Here is a 21,115-nt window from a genome sequence, read left to right as displayed (position 1 = left end):
CGACTCCTTCGAGTGACGGCGACCGGGCGTCAGGGCGCCGGGTGAGGGAAGTCCGGGTGAGGAAGTGCTGTGGAGATCACCGGGCGGCCCATGGCCTTCCGCCGTCCAGCCGTTAGGGTGCTGGTGCAGGTCGGACGAGATGGCGGTTGGGACGAAGATGAGTATTCCGGAGCACCAGGGCATAACCCCCGCTCACGGAGGATTTCCCGACGGCGCTTATCCCGCCTTCCCCGGCAATGAGCTGGAAGAGGTGCTCGCCGCCTCGGTCGGAGTCCCGGGCGCCGGAGCGCGGATCGTCGAGACGCTCGCCCGCAGCTATGTCTGGATTCCGCTGCCGAACGGCGGAAGCCCCGACAGCCCCAGCCTCGACCTGCCCACGGTGGAGATCGACGGCCAGGCGTACGTCCCCGTCTTCAGCTCGGAGCAGCAGTTCCTGCAGATCGTCGGCGGCCATATGTCGTTCACGGTCGCCCCGGCCACCGAGTTCGCCCGCGGGCTGCCGCCGCAGCTCGGCATCGCGGTGAACCCGGACGGGCCGGTCGGCGTCCCGCTGCCGCCGCCCGCCGTCGAGGAGCTGTGCAAGTCCGGGCGCAGCGCGCTGGACGGGCCCGCGCGCGGGGGCCGGGTGCGGCTGTTCGAGCCCGACTGGCAGGAGGAGCCGGTCGACTTCCTGGCCGCCGCCGGGATCGAGTTCGGCAGGGAGCCCGGGGTACGCACCGCGCGGCGCGCGCTGGCCAGCGTCGAGGGCGATCAGCCTGCGCTCTTCGTCGGGGTCCAGCTGGACGCGCCGGACCCGGAGGGGCAGGCCCTCGCGGTGGAGGCGCTCGGCCGGGCGCTCGGGACGGTGCCGGTCCCGTGGGTCGTTCAGCTCGTCGCGCTGGACGTCGCGCAGGGTGATCCGGTGGCCACGTGGATGCTGGAGCGCGTACGGCCGTTCTACGACCGTGACCTGTGACGCACTCCGGGGACGGCCACCGGGGCCCGTAAGCTGGTTGGATGACCAGACGGGGCGGGGCGCGTCCCGGTGAGTGCGGGCAAGGCCGAGAGAGGGGCGGACCCAGGTGAGCGCGGGCGCGGATTGGGGGGCGGCTGCCGGTCAGGTCGAGCGGATGCTGCAGCAGGTAGCTCCCGGCCGGTACGACGCCTACGAGGCGCTGCTGCACGCCCTCGCCGAGGGCCAGGTCTGGATGCTGCTGTGGAACGGCGCACCCGGCGACCCCGACGCCCAGTACGGGAACATGGACGTGGACGGCCACGGCTACGCACCGTGTGTGACCTCCGCCCAGGAACTCGCCGCCAGTGGCTGGAATCGCGCGCATGAGGTGGTGGACGCGCGCCGGATCGCCGAATCCCTCTACCGCGACCACTACGGCCTGTGGCTCAACCCGCACGCCGTCGGCGGCGGGGTGGGCATTCCCTGGCTCGATCTGCGCCGGATAGCGGGCGGGCTGGACCGGCTGCCCGCCGGTCCGCTGCGGCTGACCGAACCGGCCATCGAAATCCCGCAGTTCTACGCCCTGTTGGGGCAGAACGCGCACCGCACCGCCGCGGTGCGCTCGCTGCGCCGGGCCTGGGTGCAGCCCGCGCTGGGCGCCCCGTATCTGGCCATCGGGCTCGATCTGTACGAGAACAGCCAGCCGGCCGTGGAGTCGGTGCGGCTGATGATGCAGCAGTCGGTCGGCGTGGTGCCGGAGGGGCTGCCGGTCTCCACGGTCGAGCTGTCGGACGAGCACGACCCGGTGGCGATGTGGATGCGGGTCCACGCCCGGCCGTTCTTCGACCGGGACGCCTACAACGGCCCGCCCGCGGCGCCGCCGCCCCCGTCGTACGGGTACGGCTACCCGCCGCCCCGTCACGCGTACTGAGCCGCCGCGCCGCGTGTCCTGAGCCGCCGCGCCGCGCACCGAGCCGCCCCGCCGAGCCGAAGTCCCGCACCGCCTCACCGTGAAACCCCCGCGGTGGGGCGGTTGTTACTGATGCGTTCTCGGGTCACAACTGTCCGTATACCGGAACCGCTTACCGCACATCACGGTTAGGCATCCATTGCCCGTGGGTACTGGCGGGTGATCACAAACGCGATGAAGACTCCCGCTCCAAGGGGCGCGGTTCCTGCATTCCCGGATAACGACCCCTTTCGCTCACCTTGTGAACTTATGCCGCCACAGCGGCGAGTCGTGGGCCGGTCACCACCGGTCGAGAGGGGTCCCCACCACGATGACGGCACCATTGCACGGCACGAGCGCCGACGCAGAGCCGGTCGCGACTGCCGATGTAGCGGCGGATGTGGTCAAGGCGTCGGTCGAGGGAAGATCGCTGCGGCAGATCGCCTGGAGACGCCTCAAGCGCGACAAGTTGGCGCTTGCGGGCGGCGGCGTGGTCGTCTTTCTCGTGCTAGTGGCGATCTTCGCGCCGCTGATCGTGAGTCTGCTGGGCCACCCGCCCAACGAGTTCCACCAGGAGCAGATCGACCCGCTGTTCGGCACCCCCAAGGGCGGCCTGGGCGGCATGAGTTCGGACTTCCTCTTCGGCGTCGAGCCCTCCAACGGCCGCGACGTGTTCAGCCGGGTCGTCTACGGCGCGCGGATCTCGCTGCTGGTGGCGTTCCTCGCGGCCATCGTCGCCGTCGTCCTCGGCACCGTTTTCGGCATCATCGCCGGATATTTCGGTGGCTGGGTGGACTCGGCGATCAGCCGGGTGATGGACATGCTGCTGGCCTTCCCGCAGCTGCTGTTCATCATCTCCCTGGTCTCGGTGCTCCCCAACGACCTGCTGGGCCTGACCGGCAGCGGCGTGCGCATCGCGGTACTGGTCTCCGTCATCGGCTTCTTCGGCTGGCCGTACGTCGGCCGCATCGTGCGCGGCCAGACGCTGTCGCTGCGCGAGAAGGAGTACGTGGAAGCCGCGCGCAGCCTCGGCGCCGGCCGCCGCTACATCCTCTTCCGGGAGCTGCTGCCCAACCTGGTGGCGCCGATCACCGTCTACGCGACGCTGATGATCCCCACCAACATCCTCACCGAGGCGGCGCTCAGCTTCCTGGGCGCGGGCGTGAAGCCGCCGACCGCGTCCTGGGGCCAGATGCTCTCCAAGGCGGTCGGCACCTACGAGGACGATCCCATGTTCATGATCATCCCGGGTGCGGCGATCTTCATCACCGTGCTGGCCTTCAACCTGTTCGGCGACGGCGTCCGCGACGCCCTCGACCCCAAGGGCACCCGATGAGGCGCCCCGGCCGCGGTTGTCAGGCGGCTCCCCGAAGCTTTCCCCGCGCTTTGCCACGTACCGCTATCCCGGAGGTTGCAGGAACCATGAAATCCCTACGTTCGTCGAGAAGCAGGCGGATCGTCGGCGCGACGGCTGTCGTCTGCGCACTGCTGGCCACCGTCGCCGGGTGCGGTGGCGGCAGCGACGACGAAAAAGGCTCGGGAGCCGGATTCAACGCGGGGATGAAGGGCGTCGCCAGCAAGTCCACCAAGAAGGGCGGCACGCTGAAGTTCATCAACAAGCAGAACTTCGACTCGCTCGACCCGCAGCGCCAGTACTACGGCTTCGCCTGGGACTTCGCCCGGTTCTACTCGCGTCAACTCATCTCGTACGCGCCGAAGCCGGGCAACGCCGCCAATGAGCTGGTGCCCGACCTGGCCACCTCCACCGGCAAGATCACCGACGGCGGCAAGACGTACACGTACACCCTCCGCTCCGGGGCCAGCTGGGAGGACGGCTCGGCCATCACCTCCAAGGACATCAAGTACGGCATCGAGCGCATCTGGGCCAAGGACGTCGTCTCCGGCGGCCCCGGCTATCTGCGCCAGGTCCTCGACCCCAAGGGCGAGTACAAGGGCCCGTACAAGGACAAGTCCAAGGACAAGCTCGGGCTGAAGACGATCGAGACGCCGGACGACAAGACCATCGTCTTCCGTCTCGCCGCGCCCAACGGTGACTTCGAGCAGATGCTCGCGATGCCCACCGGCTCCCCGGTCAAGCGGGAGAAGGACACCGGCGCCCAGTACACCAACCGGCCGTTCTCCTCCGGCCCGTACAAGGTCACCTCGTACACCCCGGGCAAGAGCCTGGCGCTGGTCCGCAACGACAAGTGGAAGAAGTCGTCCGACCCGATCCGCGCCGCCCTGCCTGACCAGGTCACGGTCACCTTCAACTCCAACCTGGAGGCGATCGACAAGCTGCTGATCAAGGGCGACTACGACGTCTTCCTCAGCGCCACCGGCATGAGCCAGTCCGGCCGCGGTGCCGCGCTCAAGGAGCACAAGGGCAACGTCGACAACATCGCGACGAGCTTCGTCCGGTACGTCGACCTCGCCACCAAGGTGAAGCCGTTCGACAACATCCACTGCCGCAAGGCGGTCTTCTACGCGGCCGACTACACCTCGCTGCAGACCACCCGCGGCGGCCCGCAGGCCGGTGGTGACATCGCCACCAACATGCTGCCCAAGAGCGTCGCGGGCGCGGACGACTACGACCCGTACGGCATCATCAAGCGCAAGGGCAAGGCGGACCTGGCCAAGGCCAAGGACGAGCTGAAGCAGTGCGGCAAGCCGAACGGTTTCTCCGCCAAGATCGTCTCCCGGGTCGACCAGCCCAACGAGACGCCCGCCGCCGAGACGCTCCAGGAGTCGCTGAGCAAGGTCGGCATCAAGCTCGACATCAACGAGATCGAGGGCGGCTCGTCCGCCGGCATCACCGGCTCCCCGTCCGTGATGCACAAGCGCGGCTACGGCCTCAACATGACCGGCTGGGGCCCCGACTTCCCGACCGGCCAGGGCTTCTCCCGCCCGCTGTACGACGGCCGCTTCATCGAGCAGACCGGTAACTACAACGTCTCCGAGGTCAACGACCCGGCGATCAACAAGGACTTCGACAACGCGCTCAAGGAGACCGACCCCGCCAAGGCCGGTCAGATCTACACGGACATGAACCACAAGGTCGCCGACCTGGCCGTGTCCATGCCGTTCCTCTACGAGAAGAACATCACCTGGCGCAGCTCGCGGCTGACCAACGCCTACTCGTCGGCGGCCTACAACGGCCGGTACGACTTCGTCTCGCTCGGGGTCAAGTGACGGCCGGCCACCGGCCGCCCCACCCCCACCGTCGCTTCAACCGATAGGCCCGAAGGGCAGGTGATGGCCACGCGTGGCGGTGCCGGAACCCCGTACCCCGGGGTTCCGGCACCGCCACCGGGCCGCGCACAGTGCTTGCTTACGTCATCCGGCGCTTGTTCGCCGTCGTCATGATGCTGCTGGTCGTCACCCTGACGACCTTCGCCATCTTCTTCGTGATCCCGAAGTGGGCCGGTTCCGACCCCGCGCTGCTCTTCGTCGGCAAACAGGCCGACCCCGCGGCCATCGAGGGCATCAGGACGAAGCTGGGGCTCAGCGATCCGCTCCTGGTGCAGTTCTGGCACTTCGTCGAGGGCCTGTTCGCGGGCCGCGACTACGCCAACGGCTCCGATGTCACCCACTGCGCGAGGCCCTGCTTCGGCTACTCCTTCCGCACCGAGCAGGCGGTGTGGCCGCAGCTGACCGACGCCATGCCGGTCACCCTCTCGCTCGCCGCGGGCGCGTGCGTGCTGTGGCTGGTCGGCGGCATCGCCACCGGCGTCGTCTCCGCGCTGCGCCGGGGCACCCTGTGGGACCGTACGGCGATGACCGCCGCGCTCGCCGGTGTCTCGCTGCCGATCTACTTCACCGGTCTGCTCTCGCTGGCCATCTTCAGTTACCAGCTGAAGTGGGTCGACGTGGACTACAAGGGGCTCGGCGACGACCCCGCCAAGTGGTTCGAGAGCCTGATCCTGCCGTGGATCACGCTCGCGTTCCTCTACGCCGCCATGTACGCCCGGCTCACCCGCGCCACCATGCTGGAGATCATGGGCGAGGACTACATCCGCACCGCCCGCGCCAAGGGGCTGCGCGAACGGGTCGTCATCGGGCGGCACGCGATGCGCTCGACCTGGACCCCGATCCTCACCCTGCTCGGGCTGGACCTGGGCGCGCTGCTCGGCGGCGCGGTGCTCACCGAGAGCACGTACAACCTGCCCGGCCTCGGCCGGCTCGCGGTCAACGCGATCAGCGACAAGGACCTCCCGGTCATCCTGGGCGTCACATTGATCGCCGCGTTGTGCATCGTGCTCGCCAACCTCGTCGTGGACCTCCTGTACGCCGTCATCGACCCACGAGTGAGGCTCGGATGACCGATCTGAACAAGCCCGGGACCGCCGCGGTGGAGACCGCGGTGGGCGAGGTGGCCGTGGCCGGTTCGCCCGCGCCGACGGCCTTCCTCGAAGTACGCGACCTGCGGGTCCACTTCCCGACCGACGACGGCCTGGTGAAGTCCGTGGACGGGCTCAGCTTCCGGCTGGAGAAGGGCAAGACCCTCGGCATCGTCGGCGAGTCCGGCTCCGGGAAGTCCGTCACCTCGCTGGGCATCATGGGGCTGCACACCGCCGGGCAGTACGGCCGCCGCAAGGCCCGGCTCTCCGGGGAGATCTGGCTGAACGGGCAGGAGCTGCTGGGCGCCGACCCCGACGAGGTGCGCAAGCTGCGCGGCCGCGAGATGTCGATGATCTTCCAGGACCCGCTGTCGGCGCTGCATCCGTACTACACGATCGGCCGCCAGATCACCGAGGCGTACCAGGTCCACCACGACGTCGCCAAGGACGTCGCCCGCAAGCGCGCGGTCGAGATGCTCGACCGGGTGGGCATCCCGCAGCCGGACAAGCGAGCGGACAGCTATCCGCACGAGTTCTCCGGCGGGATGCGCCAGCGCGCGATGATCGCGATGGCGCTGGTCAACAACCCCGAGCTGCTGATCGCCGACGAGCCGACCACCGCCCTCGACGTCACCGTCCAGGCGCAGATCCTCGACCTCATCCGGGATCTGCAGAAGGAGTTCGGCTCGGCGGTCATCGTCATCACCCACGACCTGGGGGTGGTCGCCGAACTCGCCGACGACCTGCTGGTGATGTACGCGGGCCGGTGCGTCGAGCGGGGACCCGCCGAGAAGGTCTTCTACGAGCCCCAGCACCCCTACACCTGGGGGCTGCTCGGCTCGATGCCCCGTATCGACCGCGACCAGACCGAGCGGCTGATCCCGGTCAAGGGCTCCCCGCCCAGCCTGATCAACGTCCCGTCCGGCTGCGCCTTCCACCCGCGCTGCCCGTACGCCGACGTCCCCGAGGGCGGGGTCACCCGCACCGAGCGGCCGGAGCTGCGCGAAGTTCCGGGCGGGGCCGGGCACTTCTCCGCCTGTCATATGGCGCAGGAGGACCGTACGCGGATCTGGACCGAAGAGATTGCGCCGAAGCTGTGACGACGGACTCCCAGGGCACGAAGACTCCTCAGGGCACGAAGACTCCTCAGGACGTGAAGGACGTGAAGGATCCGAAGATGACGGTCCCGGAGCAGGCGGCCACCACGCCCGAGCCGCTGCTCACGGTGTCCGGCCTGGTCAAGCACTTCCCCCTCAAGAAGGGGCTGCTGGGGCGGCAGAGCGGGGCGGTGCAGGCGGTCGACGGCCTCGACTTCGACGTGCGCCAGGGGGAGACCCTGGGCGTGGTCGGCGAGTCGGGCTGCGGCAAGTCCACCATGGGACGGCTGATCACCCGGCTGCTCGAACCCACCGCCGGGAAGATCGAGTTCCAGGGCAAGGACATCACGCATCTGGGCACCGCGCAGATGCGGCCGATGCGCCGCGACGTCCAGATGATCTTCCAGGACCCGTACTCCTCGCTGAACCCCCGGCACACCGTCGGCGCGATCATCAGCGCGCCGTTCCGGCTCCAGGGCGTCACCCCGGAGGGCGGCATCAAGGCGGAGGTGCAGCGGCTGCTGGAGCTGGTCGGCCTCAACCCCGAGCACTACAACCGCTATCCGCACGAGTTCTCCGGCGGCCAGCGGCAGCGCATCGGCATCGCCCGGGCGCTCGCCCTCAAGCCCAAGCTGGTCGTCGCCGACGAACCGGTCTCCGCGCTGGACGTCTCGATCCAGGCCCAGGTGGTCAACCTGCTGGACGACCTCCAGGACGAGCTGGGGCTGACGTACGTGATCATCGCGCACGACCTGTCCGTCATCCGGCACGTCTCGGACCGGATCGCGGTGATGTACCTCGGGAAGATCGTCGAGCTGGCCGATCGCCGGGCCCTGTACGAGACCCCGATGCACCCGTACACCACGGCGCTGCTCTCCGCGGTGCCGGTGCCGGACCCCCGGCGGCGCGCCCGGCGCGAGCGGATTCTGCTCAAGGGCGATGTGCCCTCGCCGATCTCGCCGCCGTCCGGCTGCCGCTTCCACACCCGGTGCTGGAAGGCGACCGAGGTGTGCAAGCGGGAGGAGCCGCCGCTGGTGGCGCTCGCCACCGGCCACCAGGTGGCCTGCCACCACCCGGAGAACGCCCCGGGCCAGGCGCCCGGTCAGGTCGCCGGGCCGGTGCGGAGCGCGACGAAGAAGACCGAGAGCTGAGACGGGGCGGGCGCGGCGGGCCCGTCGTTTAACAATGTCGGGTGCTCATCGAACTGGTCACCCCGTCCGTCCAGCACGCGCTCGAGGTCGTCGGGATCTTCGTCTTCGCGATATCCGGTGCGCTGCTCGCGGTGCGCAAGAACTTCGATGTCTTCGGCATGGCGGTGCTCGCCGAGGTCACCGCGCTGGGCGGCGGGGTGTTCCGGGACCTGGTGATCGGCGCGGTGCCGCCCGCCGCCTTCGTCGACCTCGGCTACTTCTTCACCCCGCTGATCGCCACCGTCATCGTCTTCTTCCTGCATCCGCAGGTCGAGCGGATCACCCGCGCGGTGGGCGTCTTCGACGCGGCCGGGCTCGGGCTGTTCTGCGTCGAGGGCACCGTCAAGGCGCATCAGCACGGGCTCGGCCTCACCTCGTCCGTCACCCTCGGCATGGCGACCGCGGTCGGCGGCGGCGTACTGCGCGACGTCCTCGCGAACGAGGTGCCCTCGCTGCTGCGCTGGGACCGGGACCTGTACGCCGTACCGGCCATCGTGGGCGCGTCCATAGCGGCGCTGCTCATCCACTTCGACGCGCTCACCGGGGCCACCAGCGCGCTCGCGGCCGTGGTGGCGTTCGCCGTGCGGCTGCTGGCGATGCGGTACGGATGGCGGGCGCCGAGGGCGTGGAACCGGCGCAGCACGGCGACGGAGGAACCCTAGCTATATCCCGTTGCGGCTATATAACCGCAGGGATATATTCAGGGACATGCCCATACCGTTCGACGTGCTCGCCGAGCCGAGTCGGCGCCAGATCCTGGACCTCCTCCTGGAGCGCCCCCGCCTGGTCGGCGAGCTGACCGATCAGCTGGGGCTGACCCAGCCCGGCACCTCCAAGCACCTGCGCGTGCTGCGCGAGGCCGGACTGGTACGGGTGCGCCGGGACGCCCAGCGGCGGTGGTACGAGCTGTGCCCCGAGCCGCTGGCCGAACTCGACGCCTGGCTGGCCCCGTACCGGCGGCTGTGGACGGACCGCCTGGACGCCCTGGAACGCCACCTAGACACCAGCGCCATGAAGGACACGCCATGAAGGACACCCTGAGCCAATCCGGCGGCGGCCGCTCCGCCCTGCGCCTGGAGCGGCGGATCGCCCACCCCCCGGAGAAGGTCTGGCAGGCCCTGACCGACCCGGCCGAGCTGGCCCACTGGTTCCCTTCCGAGGTCCGGGTGGACCTCAAGGTCGGGGGTCGCATGGGCTTCGTCTTCCCCGGCCGGGAGGCCCCCGACATGGAGGGCGTGGTCACCGAGCTGGACCCGCCGCACGTCTTCGCCTTCACCTGGGGTGACGACCAGCTCCGCTGGGAACTGCACCCCGACGGCGATGGCTGTCTGCTGACCCTCACCCACACCTTCGGCGACCGCTTCGGCGCCGCGAGCTTCGCCTCCGGCTGGCACGCCTGTGTGACGGCCCTGGCCGCGCGGCTCGATGGCGAGAAGGCCGCCCCGGGTGACATGGCCGAGCTGCACGAGTCGTACATCGAGGCGTTCGGCCTGGCCGAGGGCGCGGTGGAGACCACCGAGGACGGCGGCTGGCGGCTGCGCTTCGAGCGCCAGCTCGTCCGCCCCGCCGAGACGGTGTGGCAGGCCCTGGCGGGCCAGACCGGCGCGGCGGGCCTCGCACCCGGAAACCCCGTCCCTTTCGGCTTCCGCACGGACGGCGTCCCGGCGGGCCCGATCGCCGAGGTCGAGGCCCCCCGCACGCTGGCCTACGACTGGGAGCGCGCCGGACACCCCGCGGGCCGGGTCCGCTGGGAACTGTCCCAGGGCACGGGCCACGGCGCCCGCCTCATCCTCACCCAAACCGGCCCCCCGAACACCGACCCGGACCGCGCCCAATCCCTCACCGCCTGGCGCCGCCACATCGCCCTCCTGGCCGCCAAACTCCTACGAATGCGCGGCTGACGCCCACGCCGCGTGAGCCCGGACTCGGCTGCGGCGGCAGCGAGATTCCCCCACCCCGCCCCTTCCCGAAACCGGGGGCCAGCCCCCGGCCCCCACCGGCGCTCCGCCCCGGCCCCCACTGGGGCTCCGCCCCTGGGCCCAGTCGGGGTTGAGCCCCGGGGCTCTCACCGGGGTTGTGCCCCGGGTTCCTGCTGGGGTTCCGCGCCGGGGCCCTGCCGGGTCTTCGCCCCAGCCTGTCCGCACCACCCAGCCCGTCCGGCGTTTGAGGACCGGGGTCCGGGGGCGGAGCCCCGAAACTGGGGTCTGGGGCGGAGCCCCGGTGGGGGGCCGGGGGCTCCGCCCCCGGTTTCGGGAAGGGGCGGGGTGGGGGGCCCGCCGCAGGCGCACCTCACGGCTCCGCGAGGAACCCGGCCAGCGCCGCCGCCAGCTCCGCAGGAGCGTCCTCCTGCACCAGATGTCCGGCCCCCTCGATCAGCCGCAACCCCGCCGCCGGAATCCGGGCGGCCAGCTCATGCGCACGCTCGACCGGAATCCACGCGTCATCGGCGCCCCAGCAAACCAGCACCGGCAGCGTGATCTCCCCGTACCGCCCCTCGATCTCATCGGTGAAGCGCTGATCGTTCTGCGCGATTTGCCGATAGAACGCGGGCTGCTCGTCCGCCCCGCACCAGCCGTCGACGATCCTCTCCAGCACGTCCGGGTGCAGCCCCGGCGCACTGCCGGAGCGGATGTACTCGCGCACCAGTCCCCGGTGCACCTCCGGTGCCAGCCGCTCGAAGACCTCGTGGTGCGCGCCGATCAACCGATACGTGGGGGAGCCCCACGGCGCGAGCGCGACCGGATCGACCAGCGCCAGCCGCCGGTACCGCACCCCGCCCAGCAGATACGCCCGCAGCGCGACACAGCCACCGAAGTCATGCGCGACGACGGCCGGTTCCGTCCCGCCACCCGCCAGCCCCCAGTGGTCGAGCAGCTCGGCGAAGACCCGCCCCTGGGCGGCGAGCGAGACGTCCTGCCCGGCGCGCTTCTCCGACGCCCCATACCCCGGCATGTCCCAGACGAACACCCGATGGCGGTCGGCGAGCGCGCGGGCGAAGGCCCGCCAGACGTACGAGGAGAACGGCGTGCCGTGCAGCAGAACGACCGGAGGGGCGTCCGGCGCGCCGAACACGGCCCAGCGGACCTCACCGGAGGTGCTGTGGAAGGTGCGGTTCAGTTCCCAGTCGGAGTGTGTCATGAGTAAAACCGTAGACACTCCTTACCGAAGAAAAAAGGGGCCGTGCGGACTCCACACCCCCGCACCCGCTACACCGCCGCCCCACGGCTCGTAGAATCGGGCCCACCATGGTTTATCTCGACCACGCCGCCACCACCCCGATGCTTCCGGAGGCGGTGCAGGCGATGACCGCCCAGCTCGCCGTCACCGGCAACGCCTCCTCGCTGCACGCCGCCGGCCGGCGAGCCCGCCGTACCGTCGAGGAGTCCCGCGAATCCCTCGCGGACTCCCTCGGCGCGCGCCCGAGCGAGGTCGTCTTCACCTCGGGCGGGACCGAGGCGGACAACCTCGCCGTCAAGGGGCTCTACTGGGCCCGCCGCGACGCCGACCCGGCCCGTACCCGGGTGCTCGCCAGCCCCGTCGAACACCACGCCGTGCTCGACGCGGTCGACTGGCTCGCCGAGCACGAGGGCGCGCGGGTCGAGTGGCTGCCGGTGGACGCGTACGGGCGCGTCCACGCCGACGCGCTGCGCGAGGCGATCGCCCGCGACCCCGCGGACGTCGCCCTCGCGACCGTCATGTGGGCCAACAATGAGATCGGTACCATCCAGCCGGTGCGCGAACTCGCCGACGTAGCGGCGGAGTTCGACGTTCCGCTGCATGCCGACGCGGTCCAGGCGATCGGCCAGCTCGACGTCGGCTTCGCCGCCTCGGGCCTGTCCGCGATGACCGTCAGCGCCCACAAGATCGGCGGCCCGTACGGCACCGGCGCGCTGCTGCTGGGCCGCGAATACGCCCCCGTGCCCGTCCTGCACGGCGGCGGCCAGGAGCGCCAGGTGCGCTCCGGCACCCTCGACGTCCCCGCCATAGCGTCGTTCGCCGTGGCCGGTGCCCACGCCGCCCGGCACCGCGAGGAGTTCGCGCGCGAGATCGGCGTCCTGCGGGACGCGCTGATCACCGCCGTCCGCACCGCCGTCCCCGACGCGGTCCTCGGCGGCGACCCCGATCCGGCCGGGCGCCTCCCGGCCAACGCCCACTTCTCCTTCCCCGGCTGCGAGGGCGACTCGCTGCTCCTGCTGCTGGACGCGCGGGGCATCGAGTGCTCGACGGGCTCGGCCTGCACCGCCGGCGTCGCCCAGCCCAGCCATGTGGTGCTGGCCACCGGCACCGATACGGACCTGGCGCGCGGCACCCTGCGCTTCTCGCTCGGCCATACGTCGACCAAGGCCGATATCGAGGCGGTGGCCGAGGCGATCGGCCCGGCCGTGGAACGCGCACGCTGCGCGGGCCTCAGCTGACCGAAAGACAACCGAACAATAACTGAAGAATTCCCGCTGTCCTCCCGCCCATTTCAAATAACCCACGGAACACCAAGCTCCGCTTGAAATCGCAAAGAGCGGTCGGCAAGGATCTACCCCGTCAACAGGCCCGGCATGCGCATAAAAACGCAACCGCACGGGCCGCTTAACGGGGAAAACGGGGAAACGGGAGACATTTGATGTCGCAGCGTTCTGGCCGAGTGGTCATGGCGGCCGTGGCGGTGGGCGGTTTGGTGTTCCTTTCCGGATGCGGGGACAGTGACGACGGGGGGAAGGACGGCGGATCGTCCTCCGGGGCCGCCGAAGCGAAGACTCTCGGCAAGGTCGACATGCCGAAAGTCACCAAGGACACCAATGCCATGGGCATGTGGGTGACCGGTAAGAATTTCGTGAAGGGTGATATCGACAAGCTCGTCGGCTATTCCCCGGACGGCGCCAAGGCCCAGTGGACGATAGACCTCGGCGGGGAAATCTGCTGGGCCTCGCCGCACACCACCGAGGACGGCCGCACCGCCGTGCTGTTCAAGGACGGCAAGGGCAGCGACGCCGAATGCACCCAGGTCGGCCTGGTCGATCTGAACAAGGGCGAACTGGTCTGGCAGAAGGAAGGCACGGACACCGAGGGCAACGAGGGCGTCGACTTCGACGAGGTCACGATCAGCGGGAACACCGTCGCAGCCGGAGGCACCAGCGGCGGCGGCGCCTGGTCGCTCGACGGCAAGCCGCTCTGGAAGCCGGAATACATCGCGGACTGCGACGACGACGGCTACGCGGGCGGCGACGGCAAGCTCGTCGCGCTGCACGGCTGCAGCAGCGCGGACTCCAGCACCGAGAAGCTGGAGCTCCAGACCGTCGACCCCACCACGCGGAAGGTGCTGTCGTCGTACAAGCTCGACGGCGAGTTCGAGCGCGCGCACATCCTGTCCACCGCACCCCTCGTCGTGGCCGCCGACACCGGCGACTCCGACGGCGGTTCGGGGGTCACCGACATCCTGACCATCGACGACAGCGCCAAGCAGGGCAAGCTGGTCAACTCGATCGACGTCCTGGCCAAGGGCTTCCAGCCCGACTGCCCGGCGGTCAACGTGGAGGGCTGCAAGGACCTGGCCCTCGACAAGAAGTCGAGCACCGTCTACCTCTCCTCCGAGGTGGAGGTGGACGACGGCGGCCCCGGCGAGAAGATCACCGGCGTGAACTTCAAGACCGGCAAGCAGACCGGCCGGACGAAGATGGCCGAGAGCAGGTCGCTCACCCCCATCGGCACCGAGAAGGACGGCTCACTGCTCGCCTACCAGGGCAGCACCTACAGCGAGCCCGGCGGGGTCGTGCGCATCGACCCCACGTCCTTCGAGATCAAGGAGATTCAGCGGCACCCCGCCGCCATGAAGGACGTGGAGTCGGACATCGAAACCTACGGCGACGCCAGGATGCTCTTCACCGACGGCAAGCTCTACATCGGTGACGACACGGCCACCAGGCCCTCCAGCGACAGCAAGGGCCGCCCGCTCGCCGTCGTCCTCGGCACGGCGTAAGCGGTAACCACCGCGCTCACTTAGCGACCCGCACCGCCCGCACCAGCTCCAGATAGCGGTCCCAGTCCCAGTGGCGGCCGGGGTCGGTGTGGTCGGTGCCCGGCACCTCCGAGTGGGCCACGATGTGTTCGCGGTCCCGCGCCATCCCGTAGCGCTCGCAGATCGCGGCGGTCAGCCGGGCCGAGGACCGGTACATGGCGTCCGTGAAGTCTTGGGGCCGGGTGACGAACCCCTCGTGCTCGATGCCGACGCTGCGCTCGTTGTACGAGCGGTTGCCCGCGTGGAACGCCACGTCCAGCTCGCGGACCGTCTGCGCTATATGCCCGTCGCGGCGCACCACATAGTGCGCCGCGGCTTGGTGTCCGGGGTCCCGGAAGACCTTCAGCGCGTCCTCGTACGAGCCCTGCACGACATGGATCACCACCCGGTCCACCGTGTAGTCGTACGGCCGGTCGGCGCGCCGGTAGTTGGCCCCGGAGGCCGCCACCCAGTCCGCGCCCGGGTGGTCGACCGCGCCCTCCTCGCGCGGCTGCTGCGCCCCGGGTGCCCGCCACCACAGATGCTTCAGCTCGTCCCGCGCGGCGTATCCGGCCGCGCCCAGCCCGGCCGCGGTACCGCCCAGCAGCAGCGTGCGCCGGCTCACAGGGCGGCGCACGCCGCCGTTGGTTTCGCTCACGCAGGCTCAACGCACGGACCTACGCGCACGGTTCCGCCGCACGCGGATCATGGCGCGAACCGTACGCCGACGGGTAGCTGAATATTGAACTAACGGCGAGGATGCCCGCACCCCGAGGACGACGAGGACCACGGGAACCACGAGGAGCCGCCGTATGCGCATCGGGTTCACCCTTCCCCAGTTCGGTGAGCTGGCCCACCACCCGCAGCACGTCACCCACTTCGCCCGGCAGGCCGAAGCGCTCGGCGCGGACAGCCTGTGGGTCGGCGACCGGCTGCTCGCCCCGGTCGACCCGAAGGTCGGTTACGCCGGTACGGATGTGATCCCGCCGGAATTCCGGTCAGCCCTGGACCCGTTCGCCCTGCTCACCGCCGCCGCCGCGGTCACCGAACGCGTCCAGCTCGGCAGCAACGTCATCAACGCGCCCTGGTACCCGCCCGCGGTGCTCGCCCGCGCCCTCACCAGCATCGACCTGCTGAGCGCGGGACGGCTGCTGGTCGGCCTCGGCACCGGCTGGTCACCCGAGGAGTACGAGACGACGGGCATCCCCATGGCCGAGCGCGGCCGTCGGCTCGACGAATGCCTGGACGTCCTCACCGCCTGGTGGACGCAGAACCCCGTCGAGTACCGCGGCGCACACTGGACCGTGCCCGCCAGCCATATCGACCTCAAGCCCGCCGCCCGCCCCCGCCCGCCGGTCTACCTGGGCGCCTTCGCCCCCGCCGCGCTCGCCCGGGCCGCCCGGCGCGCCGACGGCTGGCTGCCCATCGCGCCCGTCGGCCGGAAGTACGCCGGGAGCGACCCCATCGCCGCCCTCACCTCGACCCTGGCCGGGCTGCGGGAGACGGCCGAGCGGGAGGGGCGTGATCCGGCCCGCTTCGACGCGATCCTCCGCGTCAACCCCGACGCCGACGCCTCGGTCGAGGACATCGCGGCCACGATCGTGCGCGCGGAGAGCGAGGCGGGCCTCGGGCACTGCTTCGTCGAGCTGTCCTATCTCACCAAGGACGTCGAGCACTCCCTCGACCTGGCCGGACGCGTGCTGGAGAGCGCCCGCGCGCGCTGAACGGCATACCCATTATTCGTTGCACCGATGGCGAATTATGCTGGCTGGGTTATGACTGACTTCCCCGGTGCGCCCACAGGTCCCCGCGACGGCCGTCGCCTGCGCGTCCTCGCCGCCATGTCCGGCGGTGTGGACTCGGCGGTCGCCGCCGCGCGGGCCGCCGAGGCGGGCCACGATGTGACCGGCGTCCACCTCGCCCTCTCCGCCAACCCGCAGTCCTTCCGCACCGGAGCGCGTGGCTGCTGCACGATCGAGGACTCGCGGGACGCCCGCCGTGCCGCCGACGTGATCGGCATCCCGTTCTACGTGTGGGACCTGGCCGAGCGGTTCCGCGAGGACGTGGTCGACGACTTCATCGCCGAATACGAGGCGGGCCGCACCCCCAACCCGTGCCTGCGCTGCAACGAGAAGATCAAGTTCGCCGCGCTGCTGGACAAGGCGCTCGCGCTCGGCTTCGACGCGGTGTGCACCGGCCACTACGCCACGGTCGTACGCGACGACAACGGCGCGCTGGAGCTGCACCGCGCCAGCGACATGGCCAAGGACCAGTCGTACGTCCTCGGCGTCCTCGACGAGCGGCAGCTCGCCCACGCCATGTTCCCCCTCGGCGACACCCTCACCACCAAGGACGAGATCCGGGCCGAGGCCGAGCGGCGCGGCCTGGCCGTCGCCAAGAAGCCCGACAGCCATGACATCTGCTTCATCGCGGACGGCGACACCCAGGGCTTCCTCGCCCGCCACCTCGGCACCGCCGAGGGCGACATCGTGGACGAGGGCGGCCATAAGCTCGGCACCCACGAGGGCGCGTTCGGCTTCACGATCGGCCAGCGCAAGGGGTTGCGTATCGGCCATCCGGCGGCGGACGGCAAGCCGCGCTACGTGCTGGACATCTCCCCGGTGGACAACACGGTCACCGTCGGCCCCGTCGAGGCCCTGGACGTCTCGGCGCTCGTCGCCATCAAGCCCCGCTGGTGCGGCGCCGCCCCCACCGGCCCCGGCACGTACACCGCCCAGCTCCGCGCCCACGGCGGCGAAACCGAGGTCAGGGCCGAGCCGGTGGGCGGCGCCGAGGGCGGCGGCGAACTGCGGGTAACCTTCGCCGAACCGGTCCGCGGAGTGGCCCCGGGCCAGGCCATCGTGCTGTACGACGGCACCCGCGTCGTAGGCTCGGCGACCATCGCGGCGACGGAGCGCTCCCGCCCGGCCGTACAGCAGGCATAACGGGGCCAAAGGGCCAAAAACCCGAATAACTCTCATTAAACGGTGTATTCCGGATTCGCCGGTCTGTGTCACTTTGTATTTACATACAATTTGGCATCACAGGTGGCATAGATCACGGGAGTTCGGGGAGGCGAACATCCGGACACGGGTGCCGTTGTCCGCTGTCTCAGCACCGGAGGTTTCGTTATTTCTGCGCGAGCGGTCCAGAAATTCGGAGACAATCCATTCGAGGTCAGGGACACAGATCACTACACCGAGGAGTATGTACCAAGCTTCGTTGAAAAATGGGATTCGCTCATCGACTGGGAAAAGCGATCAGATAGTGAGGGTACGTTCTTCATTGACCTCCTACGGGAGCGTGGCGTAAAAACGGTCCTCGATGTGGCCACGGGGACCGGTTTTCATTCGGTACGGCTACTGGAAGCCGGGTTCGAGACGGCGAGCGCTGACGGAAGCGCCGAAATGCTCGCCCAGGCGTTCGACAACGGACTCAAGCACGGCGAGCACATCCTCCGCGTCGTCCAGGCCGACTGGCGCTGGCTCAACCGGGATGTGCACGGTCCGTACGACGCCATCGTCTGCCTCGGCAATTCCTTCACGCACCTCTTCTCGGAGCGTGACCGGCGCAAGGCCCTCGCCGAGTTCTACGCGCTGTTGAAGCACGACGGCGTCCTCATCCTCGACCACCGCAACTACGACGCGATGCTCGATAGCGGCTACACCAGCAAGCACGTGTACTACTACTGCGGAGAGGACGTCGCCGTCGAGCCGGAGCACGTCGACGAGGGGCTGTGCCGTATGCGCTACAGCTTCGCCGACGAATCCGTCTACCACCTCAACATGTTTCCGCTGCGCAAGGACTACACGCGCCGGCTCATGCAGGAGGTCGGCTTCCAGCAGATCGAGACGTACGGCGACTTCCAGCACACCTACCGGGAGGAGCAGCCCGACTTCTTCATCCACGTCGCGGAGAAGGCGTACATCGCGACGGACGAGGCGGCTGCGGAATACTCCTCGGCCGTCGGCACCGCCCGCGACTACTACAACTCCACGGACGCCGATGAGTTCTACTGGCGTGTCTGGGGCGGCGAAGACATCCACATCGGTGTCTACGACCGGAAGGACGAGCCGATCCCCGAGGCCAGCAGGCGCACCGTCGCCCGCATGGCGGGTCGCCTCGACCTCAAGCCGGACTCCCGCGTCCTCGACCTCGGAGCGGGCTTCGGCGGCTCGGCGCGCTACCTCGCCGAGACCTACGGCTGCCACGTCACCGCGCTCAACCTGAGCGAGGTGGAGAACGAGCGGCACCGGGCGATCAACGCCGAGCGCGGGCTCAGCGAGACCATCGACGTGCTGGACGGCTCCTTCGAGTCCATCCCGCTGCCGGACAACAGCGTCGACGTCATCTGGTCCCAGGACGCGTTCCTGCACAGCGGCAACCGCCGCCGCCCCCTGGAGGAGGCCGCCCGCGTCCTGCGCCCCGGCGGCCAGATCATCTTCACCGACCCCATGGCGGCGGACGGCTGCCCGTCCGAGACCCTGCGTCCCATCCTGGACCGCATCCACCTCGACACCATGGGTTCTCCCGACTTCTACCGCCACGAACTGGCCCGCCTCGGCTTCACCGAGGTCGGCGGCGGTTTCGAAGAGCACCGGGAGCACCTGATCACGCACTACGCCCGGGTCCTGGAGGAGACCCGCCGCCAGGAGGCCGAAGGCCTGGCGGAACACGTCAGCGCCGACTACCTCGCCCACATGAAGAAGGGCCTCACCAACTGGGTCGAGGGCGGCAGGAAGAACCACGTGACGTGGGGCATCTTCCACTTCACCCGGTAGCCCGGTTCATCCGGTAACCCGGTACGGCCGGTGGCAGGCCCAGCCCGCCACCGGCCGCCCACATGGCGGGGGCTGGGCTATTCCAGCCCCTCCCAAGGATTGATGAGCAGAGCGCCGGTGCGCTTCAGGTGCTTGGTGTTGCGGCTGGCCACGGTCCAGCCGTTGGCGAGGGCAGTCGCAGCGATGAGGGCGTCCGGCGGGTCGATGCAGGTTCCGTTGGCCTTGAGCGACTTGTGTAAGGCGAGGTAGGCAGTCGCCTCCCGTTCGCCGATCTCGGCGACCCGGCCGTGATATTCGCTTCGCAGGTCTGCCAATGCCTGTGCGTACCGGGCTTGCCGTGCAGGGTCAGAGGCGGCTTCGACGCCCGCTTGGACTTCAGCCAACGTCATGACGCTGAGGTAGAGGCTGTGGGCTTGGAGCGACCGAGCCCACGCGACCACACTCGGGTCGGGCTTGGGCCTGACGCTGATTTCAGCGACGACATTGGTGTCGAGCAAGTAGATCACTCGTTGTCTGCCTGTTCATCGTAGGAGCGACCCCCGAACTCCAGTCCTTCGAACGGGGCCGATAGCAGGAAATCGAGGAACCCGTCGGTCCCGAGCGTCGCCCATCGGGTCAGCAACGCGGGCAACTCGTCGATGTCGGTTTCGGCGAGTTCCCTGTCGAAGTGGCCCAGTTGTTCCTCTGGCAGAGAACTGCGGATATCGCGGATCGTGCGTAGCGGATGCCTGCCCTGTTCTGTGGCAGTCGCTTGCGAGGCGTCGTCGGGTGGAGATGCCATGATCAACCCCTCTGCTGCTAGGCATGCCCTATGCATTCCTGCTCCTTTCCAGGCTAGAGGTTCTGTCGTGGTCAAGCGGCGAGCGGCGCCGGGTCGGCCGCTTCTCTCCGGCAGTCGCGGCAGCGGCCCGGGCGGGGGGCTCGCAAGGGGCGGTCGCAGCCGTCGCAGTCCTGGAACGGGATCGGACGGGTCGGCGTCGGGGCGTCGGCAGGCACGGGCGGGCGCAGGGCGGCCAAGCGGTAGGCGAGCAGCCGGGCCGGGCGGCGGTCGATGGGGTTGGGGAGCCCGGACGTCAGCGCCTCGGCGATCTCGTGCGGCCCGACCCCACGGTCGAGCCACTCCGCGACGGCCGGTGCCAGCGTGGCGGTCTCCCGCTCGGACAGGACCAGGCGGCGGTCACGGTGGCGCAGGGACCCGAGGACGGCGGCGGCCCGGGGATCGGGCGCGGTGCCGGGCCCGGGGCCCGGCTTCGGCTCCGGTTCTGGCTTCGGCTCAACCTCCCGGGCGGCAGGCACCTCGGCCGGGTGCCGCGCCTCGCGCTCCGCACCGCCCGGCGCGTCGTACACGAACGTCCGGGTGACGATCCGCCCGCCCGGCCCCCGCTCGACCCGCCGTTCCAGCCATCCCTCCGCCTCCAGCTCGTTGAGCGCGGCGGAGATCCGGGCCCGGCCCTCCTTGAAGTGGGCGCAGAGCGCGTCGATGCGGATGGATGCGCCGTCGGGCAGGGACAGGACGTACGCGGCGACGCCGACGGTCACCGCACTGCCCGCCCGCTGGGCGAGCCGGTTGGAGAGCACGGTGAAGTTGGCGGTGTGCCGGGTGCGGACGTGGATGACGCCGGACGCGGGAGCGTCGGCGTGAGCGCGCAGGGGCGCACTAGACTGCGAGTCAGCCATCGGGAAGGGGCAACTTCCTAGTTGGTCAGGCCCTCGTCTCGGGATGGCAGTCCCGGCGGGGGCCGACGTCTGTGTGCGGTTGTTGCGGCGAGACTAACCTGACCTTTGGCATATTCGCGCCCAAGTCACCCGATGGGGTGATGAGTTGGGTGGGGTGGGTGGGT

The 21,115-nt window shown here is 69.8% G+C and carries 20 protein-coding genes; 15 read left to right on the top strand and 5 right to left on the bottom strand.

Annotated features, from left to right (window positions below; translation table 11 throughout):
* Nucleotides 1-157 precede the first annotated feature (157 nt).
* From ABZ370_RS17820 to ABZ370_RS17775, 10 genes are all read left to right on the top strand, one after another.
* On the top strand, nt 158-955 hold the full coding sequence (locus tag ABZ370_RS17820; RefSeq protein WP_358621395.1) for an enhanced serine sensitivity protein SseB: 798 nt from the start codon (nt 158-160) through the stop codon (nt 953-955).
* A 154-nt stretch (nt 956-1,109) separates the two neighbouring features.
* A complete protein-coding gene (locus ABZ370_RS17815; protein WP_358621393.1) occupies nt 1,110-1,865 on the top strand; it encodes an enhanced serine sensitivity protein SseB C-terminal domain-containing protein in 756 nt (251 codons plus the stop codon).
* 349 nt (nt 1,866-2,214) lie between these two features.
* On the top strand, nt 2,215-3,219 hold the full coding sequence (locus ABZ370_RS17810) for an ABC transporter permease (protein WP_358621390.1): 1,005 nt from the start codon (nt 2,215-2,217) through the stop codon (nt 3,217-3,219).
* Between the two features lie 86 nt (nt 3,220-3,305).
* On the top strand, nt 3,306-5,072 hold the full coding sequence (locus ABZ370_RS17805) for an ABC transporter substrate-binding protein (RefSeq protein ID WP_358621388.1): 1,767 nt from the start codon (nt 3,306-3,308) through the stop codon (nt 5,070-5,072).
* 131 nt (nt 5,073-5,203) lie between these two features.
* Nucleotides 5,204-6,202 (top strand): ABC transporter permease, encoded by a 999-nt coding sequence (locus ABZ370_RS17800; RefSeq protein ID WP_358621386.1) that lies wholly within the window; start codon nt 5,204-5,206, stop codon nt 6,200-6,202.
* Complete coding sequence (locus ABZ370_RS17795) at nt 6,199-7,320, top strand: ABC transporter ATP-binding protein (RefSeq protein WP_358621384.1); 1,122 nt, start codon at nt 6,199-6,201, stop codon at nt 7,318-7,320. Before ABZ370_RS17800 ends, ABZ370_RS17795 begins: the two co-directional genes overlap by 4 nt.
* Before the next feature lie 77 nt (nt 7,321-7,397).
* On the top strand, nt 7,398-8,468 hold the full coding sequence (locus ABZ370_RS17790) for a dipeptide ABC transporter ATP-binding protein (RefSeq protein ID WP_358621382.1): 1,071 nt from the start codon (nt 7,398-7,400) through the stop codon (nt 8,466-8,468).
* Nucleotides 8,469-8,509: 41 nt separating this feature from the next.
* Nucleotides 8,510-9,169: a trimeric intracellular cation channel family protein gene (locus ABZ370_RS17785; protein WP_358621380.1), complete on the top strand. Its 660-nt coding sequence runs from the start codon at nt 8,510-8,512 to the stop codon at nt 9,167-9,169.
* A gap of 46 nt (nt 9,170-9,215) precedes the next feature.
* Nucleotides 9,216-9,536, top strand: a complete 321-nt coding sequence (locus ABZ370_RS17780) for a metalloregulator ArsR/SmtB family transcription factor (protein ID WP_358621377.1) — start codon at nt 9,216-9,218, stop codon at nt 9,534-9,536.
* Nucleotides 9,533-10,408, top strand: a complete 876-nt coding sequence (locus ABZ370_RS17775) for an SRPBCC family protein (RefSeq protein ID WP_358621375.1) — start codon at nt 9,533-9,535, stop codon at nt 10,406-10,408. The genes ABZ370_RS17780 and ABZ370_RS17775 overlap by 4 nt, the downstream gene beginning before the upstream one ends.
* A gap of 388 nt (nt 10,409-10,796) precedes the next feature.
* On the opposite strand, the gene ABZ370_RS17770 is transcribed toward ABZ370_RS17775, so the two are convergent.
* Nucleotides 10,797-11,645, bottom strand: coding sequence for an alpha/beta fold hydrolase (locus tag ABZ370_RS17770; protein WP_358621373.1), 849 nt, complete (start codon nt 11,643-11,645; stop codon nt 10,797-10,799).
* A gap of 107 nt (nt 11,646-11,752) precedes the next feature.
* On the opposite strand from ABZ370_RS17770, the gene ABZ370_RS17765 reads away from it, so the two are divergent.
* Entirely contained in the window at nt 11,753-12,922 is a 1,170-nt protein-coding gene (locus tag ABZ370_RS17765; protein WP_358621371.1) for a cysteine desulfurase family protein, read from the top strand.
* Nucleotides 12,923-13,122: 200 nt separating this feature from the next.
* Nucleotides 13,123-14,475 carry a hypothetical protein gene (locus tag ABZ370_RS17760; protein WP_358621368.1) on the top strand — a complete coding sequence of 451 codons (1,353 nt, stop codon included), beginning with the start codon at nt 13,123-13,125 and terminating at the stop codon, nt 14,473-14,475.
* Between the two features lie 16 nt (nt 14,476-14,491).
* On the opposite strand, the gene ABZ370_RS17755 is transcribed toward ABZ370_RS17760, so the two are convergent.
* Nucleotides 14,492-15,151, bottom strand: coding sequence for an N-acetylmuramoyl-L-alanine amidase (locus ABZ370_RS17755; RefSeq protein ID WP_358621365.1), 660 nt, complete (start codon nt 15,149-15,151; stop codon nt 14,492-14,494).
* Between the two features lie 154 nt (nt 15,152-15,305).
* Here ABZ370_RS17755 and ABZ370_RS17750 point away from each other — a divergent pair, with 154 nt between their 5' ends.
* From ABZ370_RS17750 to ABZ370_RS17740, 3 genes are all read left to right on the top strand, one after another.
* A complete protein-coding gene (locus ABZ370_RS17750) occupies nt 15,306-16,217 on the top strand; it encodes a TIGR03619 family F420-dependent LLM class oxidoreductase (protein ID WP_358621362.1) in 912 nt (303 codons plus the stop codon).
* Between the two features lie 51 nt (nt 16,218-16,268).
* Nucleotides 16,269-17,438: a tRNA 2-thiouridine(34) synthase MnmA gene (gene mnmA, locus ABZ370_RS17745; RefSeq protein ID WP_358621359.1), complete on the top strand. Its 1,170-nt coding sequence runs from the start codon at nt 16,269-16,271 to the stop codon at nt 17,436-17,438.
* 381 nt (nt 17,439-17,819) lie between these two features.
* Complete coding sequence (locus ABZ370_RS17740) at nt 17,820-19,274, top strand: methyltransferase domain-containing protein (RefSeq protein WP_358621356.1); 1,455 nt, start codon at nt 17,820-17,822, stop codon at nt 19,272-19,274.
* A 77-nt stretch (nt 19,275-19,351) separates the two neighbouring features.
* Here ABZ370_RS17740 and ABZ370_RS17735 read toward each other — a convergent pair whose 3' ends face one another.
* The 3 genes from ABZ370_RS17735 to ABZ370_RS17725 all read right to left on the bottom strand — a co-directional run bounded on the left by ABZ370_RS17735 (nt 19,352) and on the right by ABZ370_RS17725 (nt 20,951).
* Nucleotides 19,352-19,780, bottom strand: coding sequence for a type II toxin-antitoxin system VapC family toxin (locus ABZ370_RS17735; RefSeq protein WP_358621354.1), 429 nt, complete (start codon nt 19,778-19,780; stop codon nt 19,352-19,354).
* Nucleotides 19,777-20,055: a hypothetical protein gene (locus tag ABZ370_RS17730; RefSeq protein ID WP_358621351.1), complete on the bottom strand. Its 279-nt coding sequence runs from the start codon at nt 20,053-20,055 to the stop codon at nt 19,777-19,779. The genes ABZ370_RS17735 and ABZ370_RS17730 overlap by 4 nt, the downstream gene beginning before the upstream one ends.
* Nucleotides 20,056-20,126: 71 nt before the next feature.
* Nucleotides 20,127-20,951: a hypothetical protein gene (locus tag ABZ370_RS17725; RefSeq protein ID WP_358621348.1), complete on the bottom strand. Its 825-nt coding sequence runs from the start codon at nt 20,949-20,951 to the stop codon at nt 20,127-20,129.
* Between the last annotated feature and the right edge of the window lie 164 nt (nt 20,952-21,115).

The organism is Streptomyces sp. NPDC005962, assembly GCF_040629205.1.
Classification (GTDB): Bacteria; Actinomycetota; Actinomycetes; order Streptomycetales; family Streptomycetaceae; genus Streptomyces.
Note: the sequence above shows the minus strand (reverse complement) of the source record. Positions and strands in the feature narration are given on the sequence as shown.

Coding starts and splice junctions, on each gene's coding strand:
- ABZ370_RS17810 (WP_358621390.1), top strand. CDS start 2,215: ATGACGGCACCATTGCACGGCACGAGCGCCGACGCAGAGCCGGTCGCG.
- mnmA (WP_358621359.1), top strand. CDS start 16,269: ATGACTGACTTCCCCGGTGCGCCCACAGGTCCCCGCGACGGCCGTCGC.
- ABZ370_RS17725 (WP_358621348.1), bottom strand. CDS start 20,951: ATGGCTGACTCGCAGTCTAGTGCGCCCCTGCGCGCTCACGCCGACGCT.
- ABZ370_RS17815 (WP_358621393.1), top strand. CDS start 1,110: ATGCTGCAGCAGGTAGCTCCCGGCCGGTACGACGCCTACGAGGCGCTG.
- ABZ370_RS17750 (WP_358621362.1), top strand. CDS start 15,306: ATGCGCATCGGGTTCACCCTTCCCCAGTTCGGTGAGCTGGCCCACCAC.
- ABZ370_RS17795 (WP_358621384.1), top strand. CDS start 6,199: ATGACCGATCTGAACAAGCCCGGGACCGCCGCGGTGGAGACCGCGGTG.
- ABZ370_RS17765 (WP_358621371.1), top strand. CDS start 11,753: ATGGTTTATCTCGACCACGCCGCCACCACCCCGATGCTTCCGGAGGCG.
- ABZ370_RS17770 (WP_358621373.1), bottom strand. CDS start 11,645: ATGACACACTCCGACTGGGAACTGAACCGCACCTTCCACAGCACCTCC.
- ABZ370_RS17820 (WP_358621395.1), top strand. CDS start 158: ATGAGTATTCCGGAGCACCAGGGCATAACCCCCGCTCACGGAGGATTT.
- ABZ370_RS17805 (WP_358621388.1), top strand. CDS start 3,306: ATGAAATCCCTACGTTCGTCGAGAAGCAGGCGGATCGTCGGCGCGACG.
- ABZ370_RS17775 (WP_358621375.1), top strand. CDS start 9,533: ATGAAGGACACCCTGAGCCAATCCGGCGGCGGCCGCTCCGCCCTGCGC.
- ABZ370_RS17780 (WP_358621377.1), top strand. CDS start 9,216: ATGCCCATACCGTTCGACGTGCTCGCCGAGCCGAGTCGGCGCCAGATC.
- ABZ370_RS17760 (WP_358621368.1), top strand. CDS start 13,123: ATGTCGCAGCGTTCTGGCCGAGTGGTCATGGCGGCCGTGGCGGTGGGC.
- ABZ370_RS17790 (WP_358621382.1), top strand. CDS start 7,398: ATGACGGTCCCGGAGCAGGCGGCCACCACGCCCGAGCCGCTGCTCACG.
- ABZ370_RS17730 (WP_358621351.1), bottom strand. CDS start 20,055: ATGGCATCTCCACCCGACGACGCCTCGCAAGCGACTGCCACAGAACAG.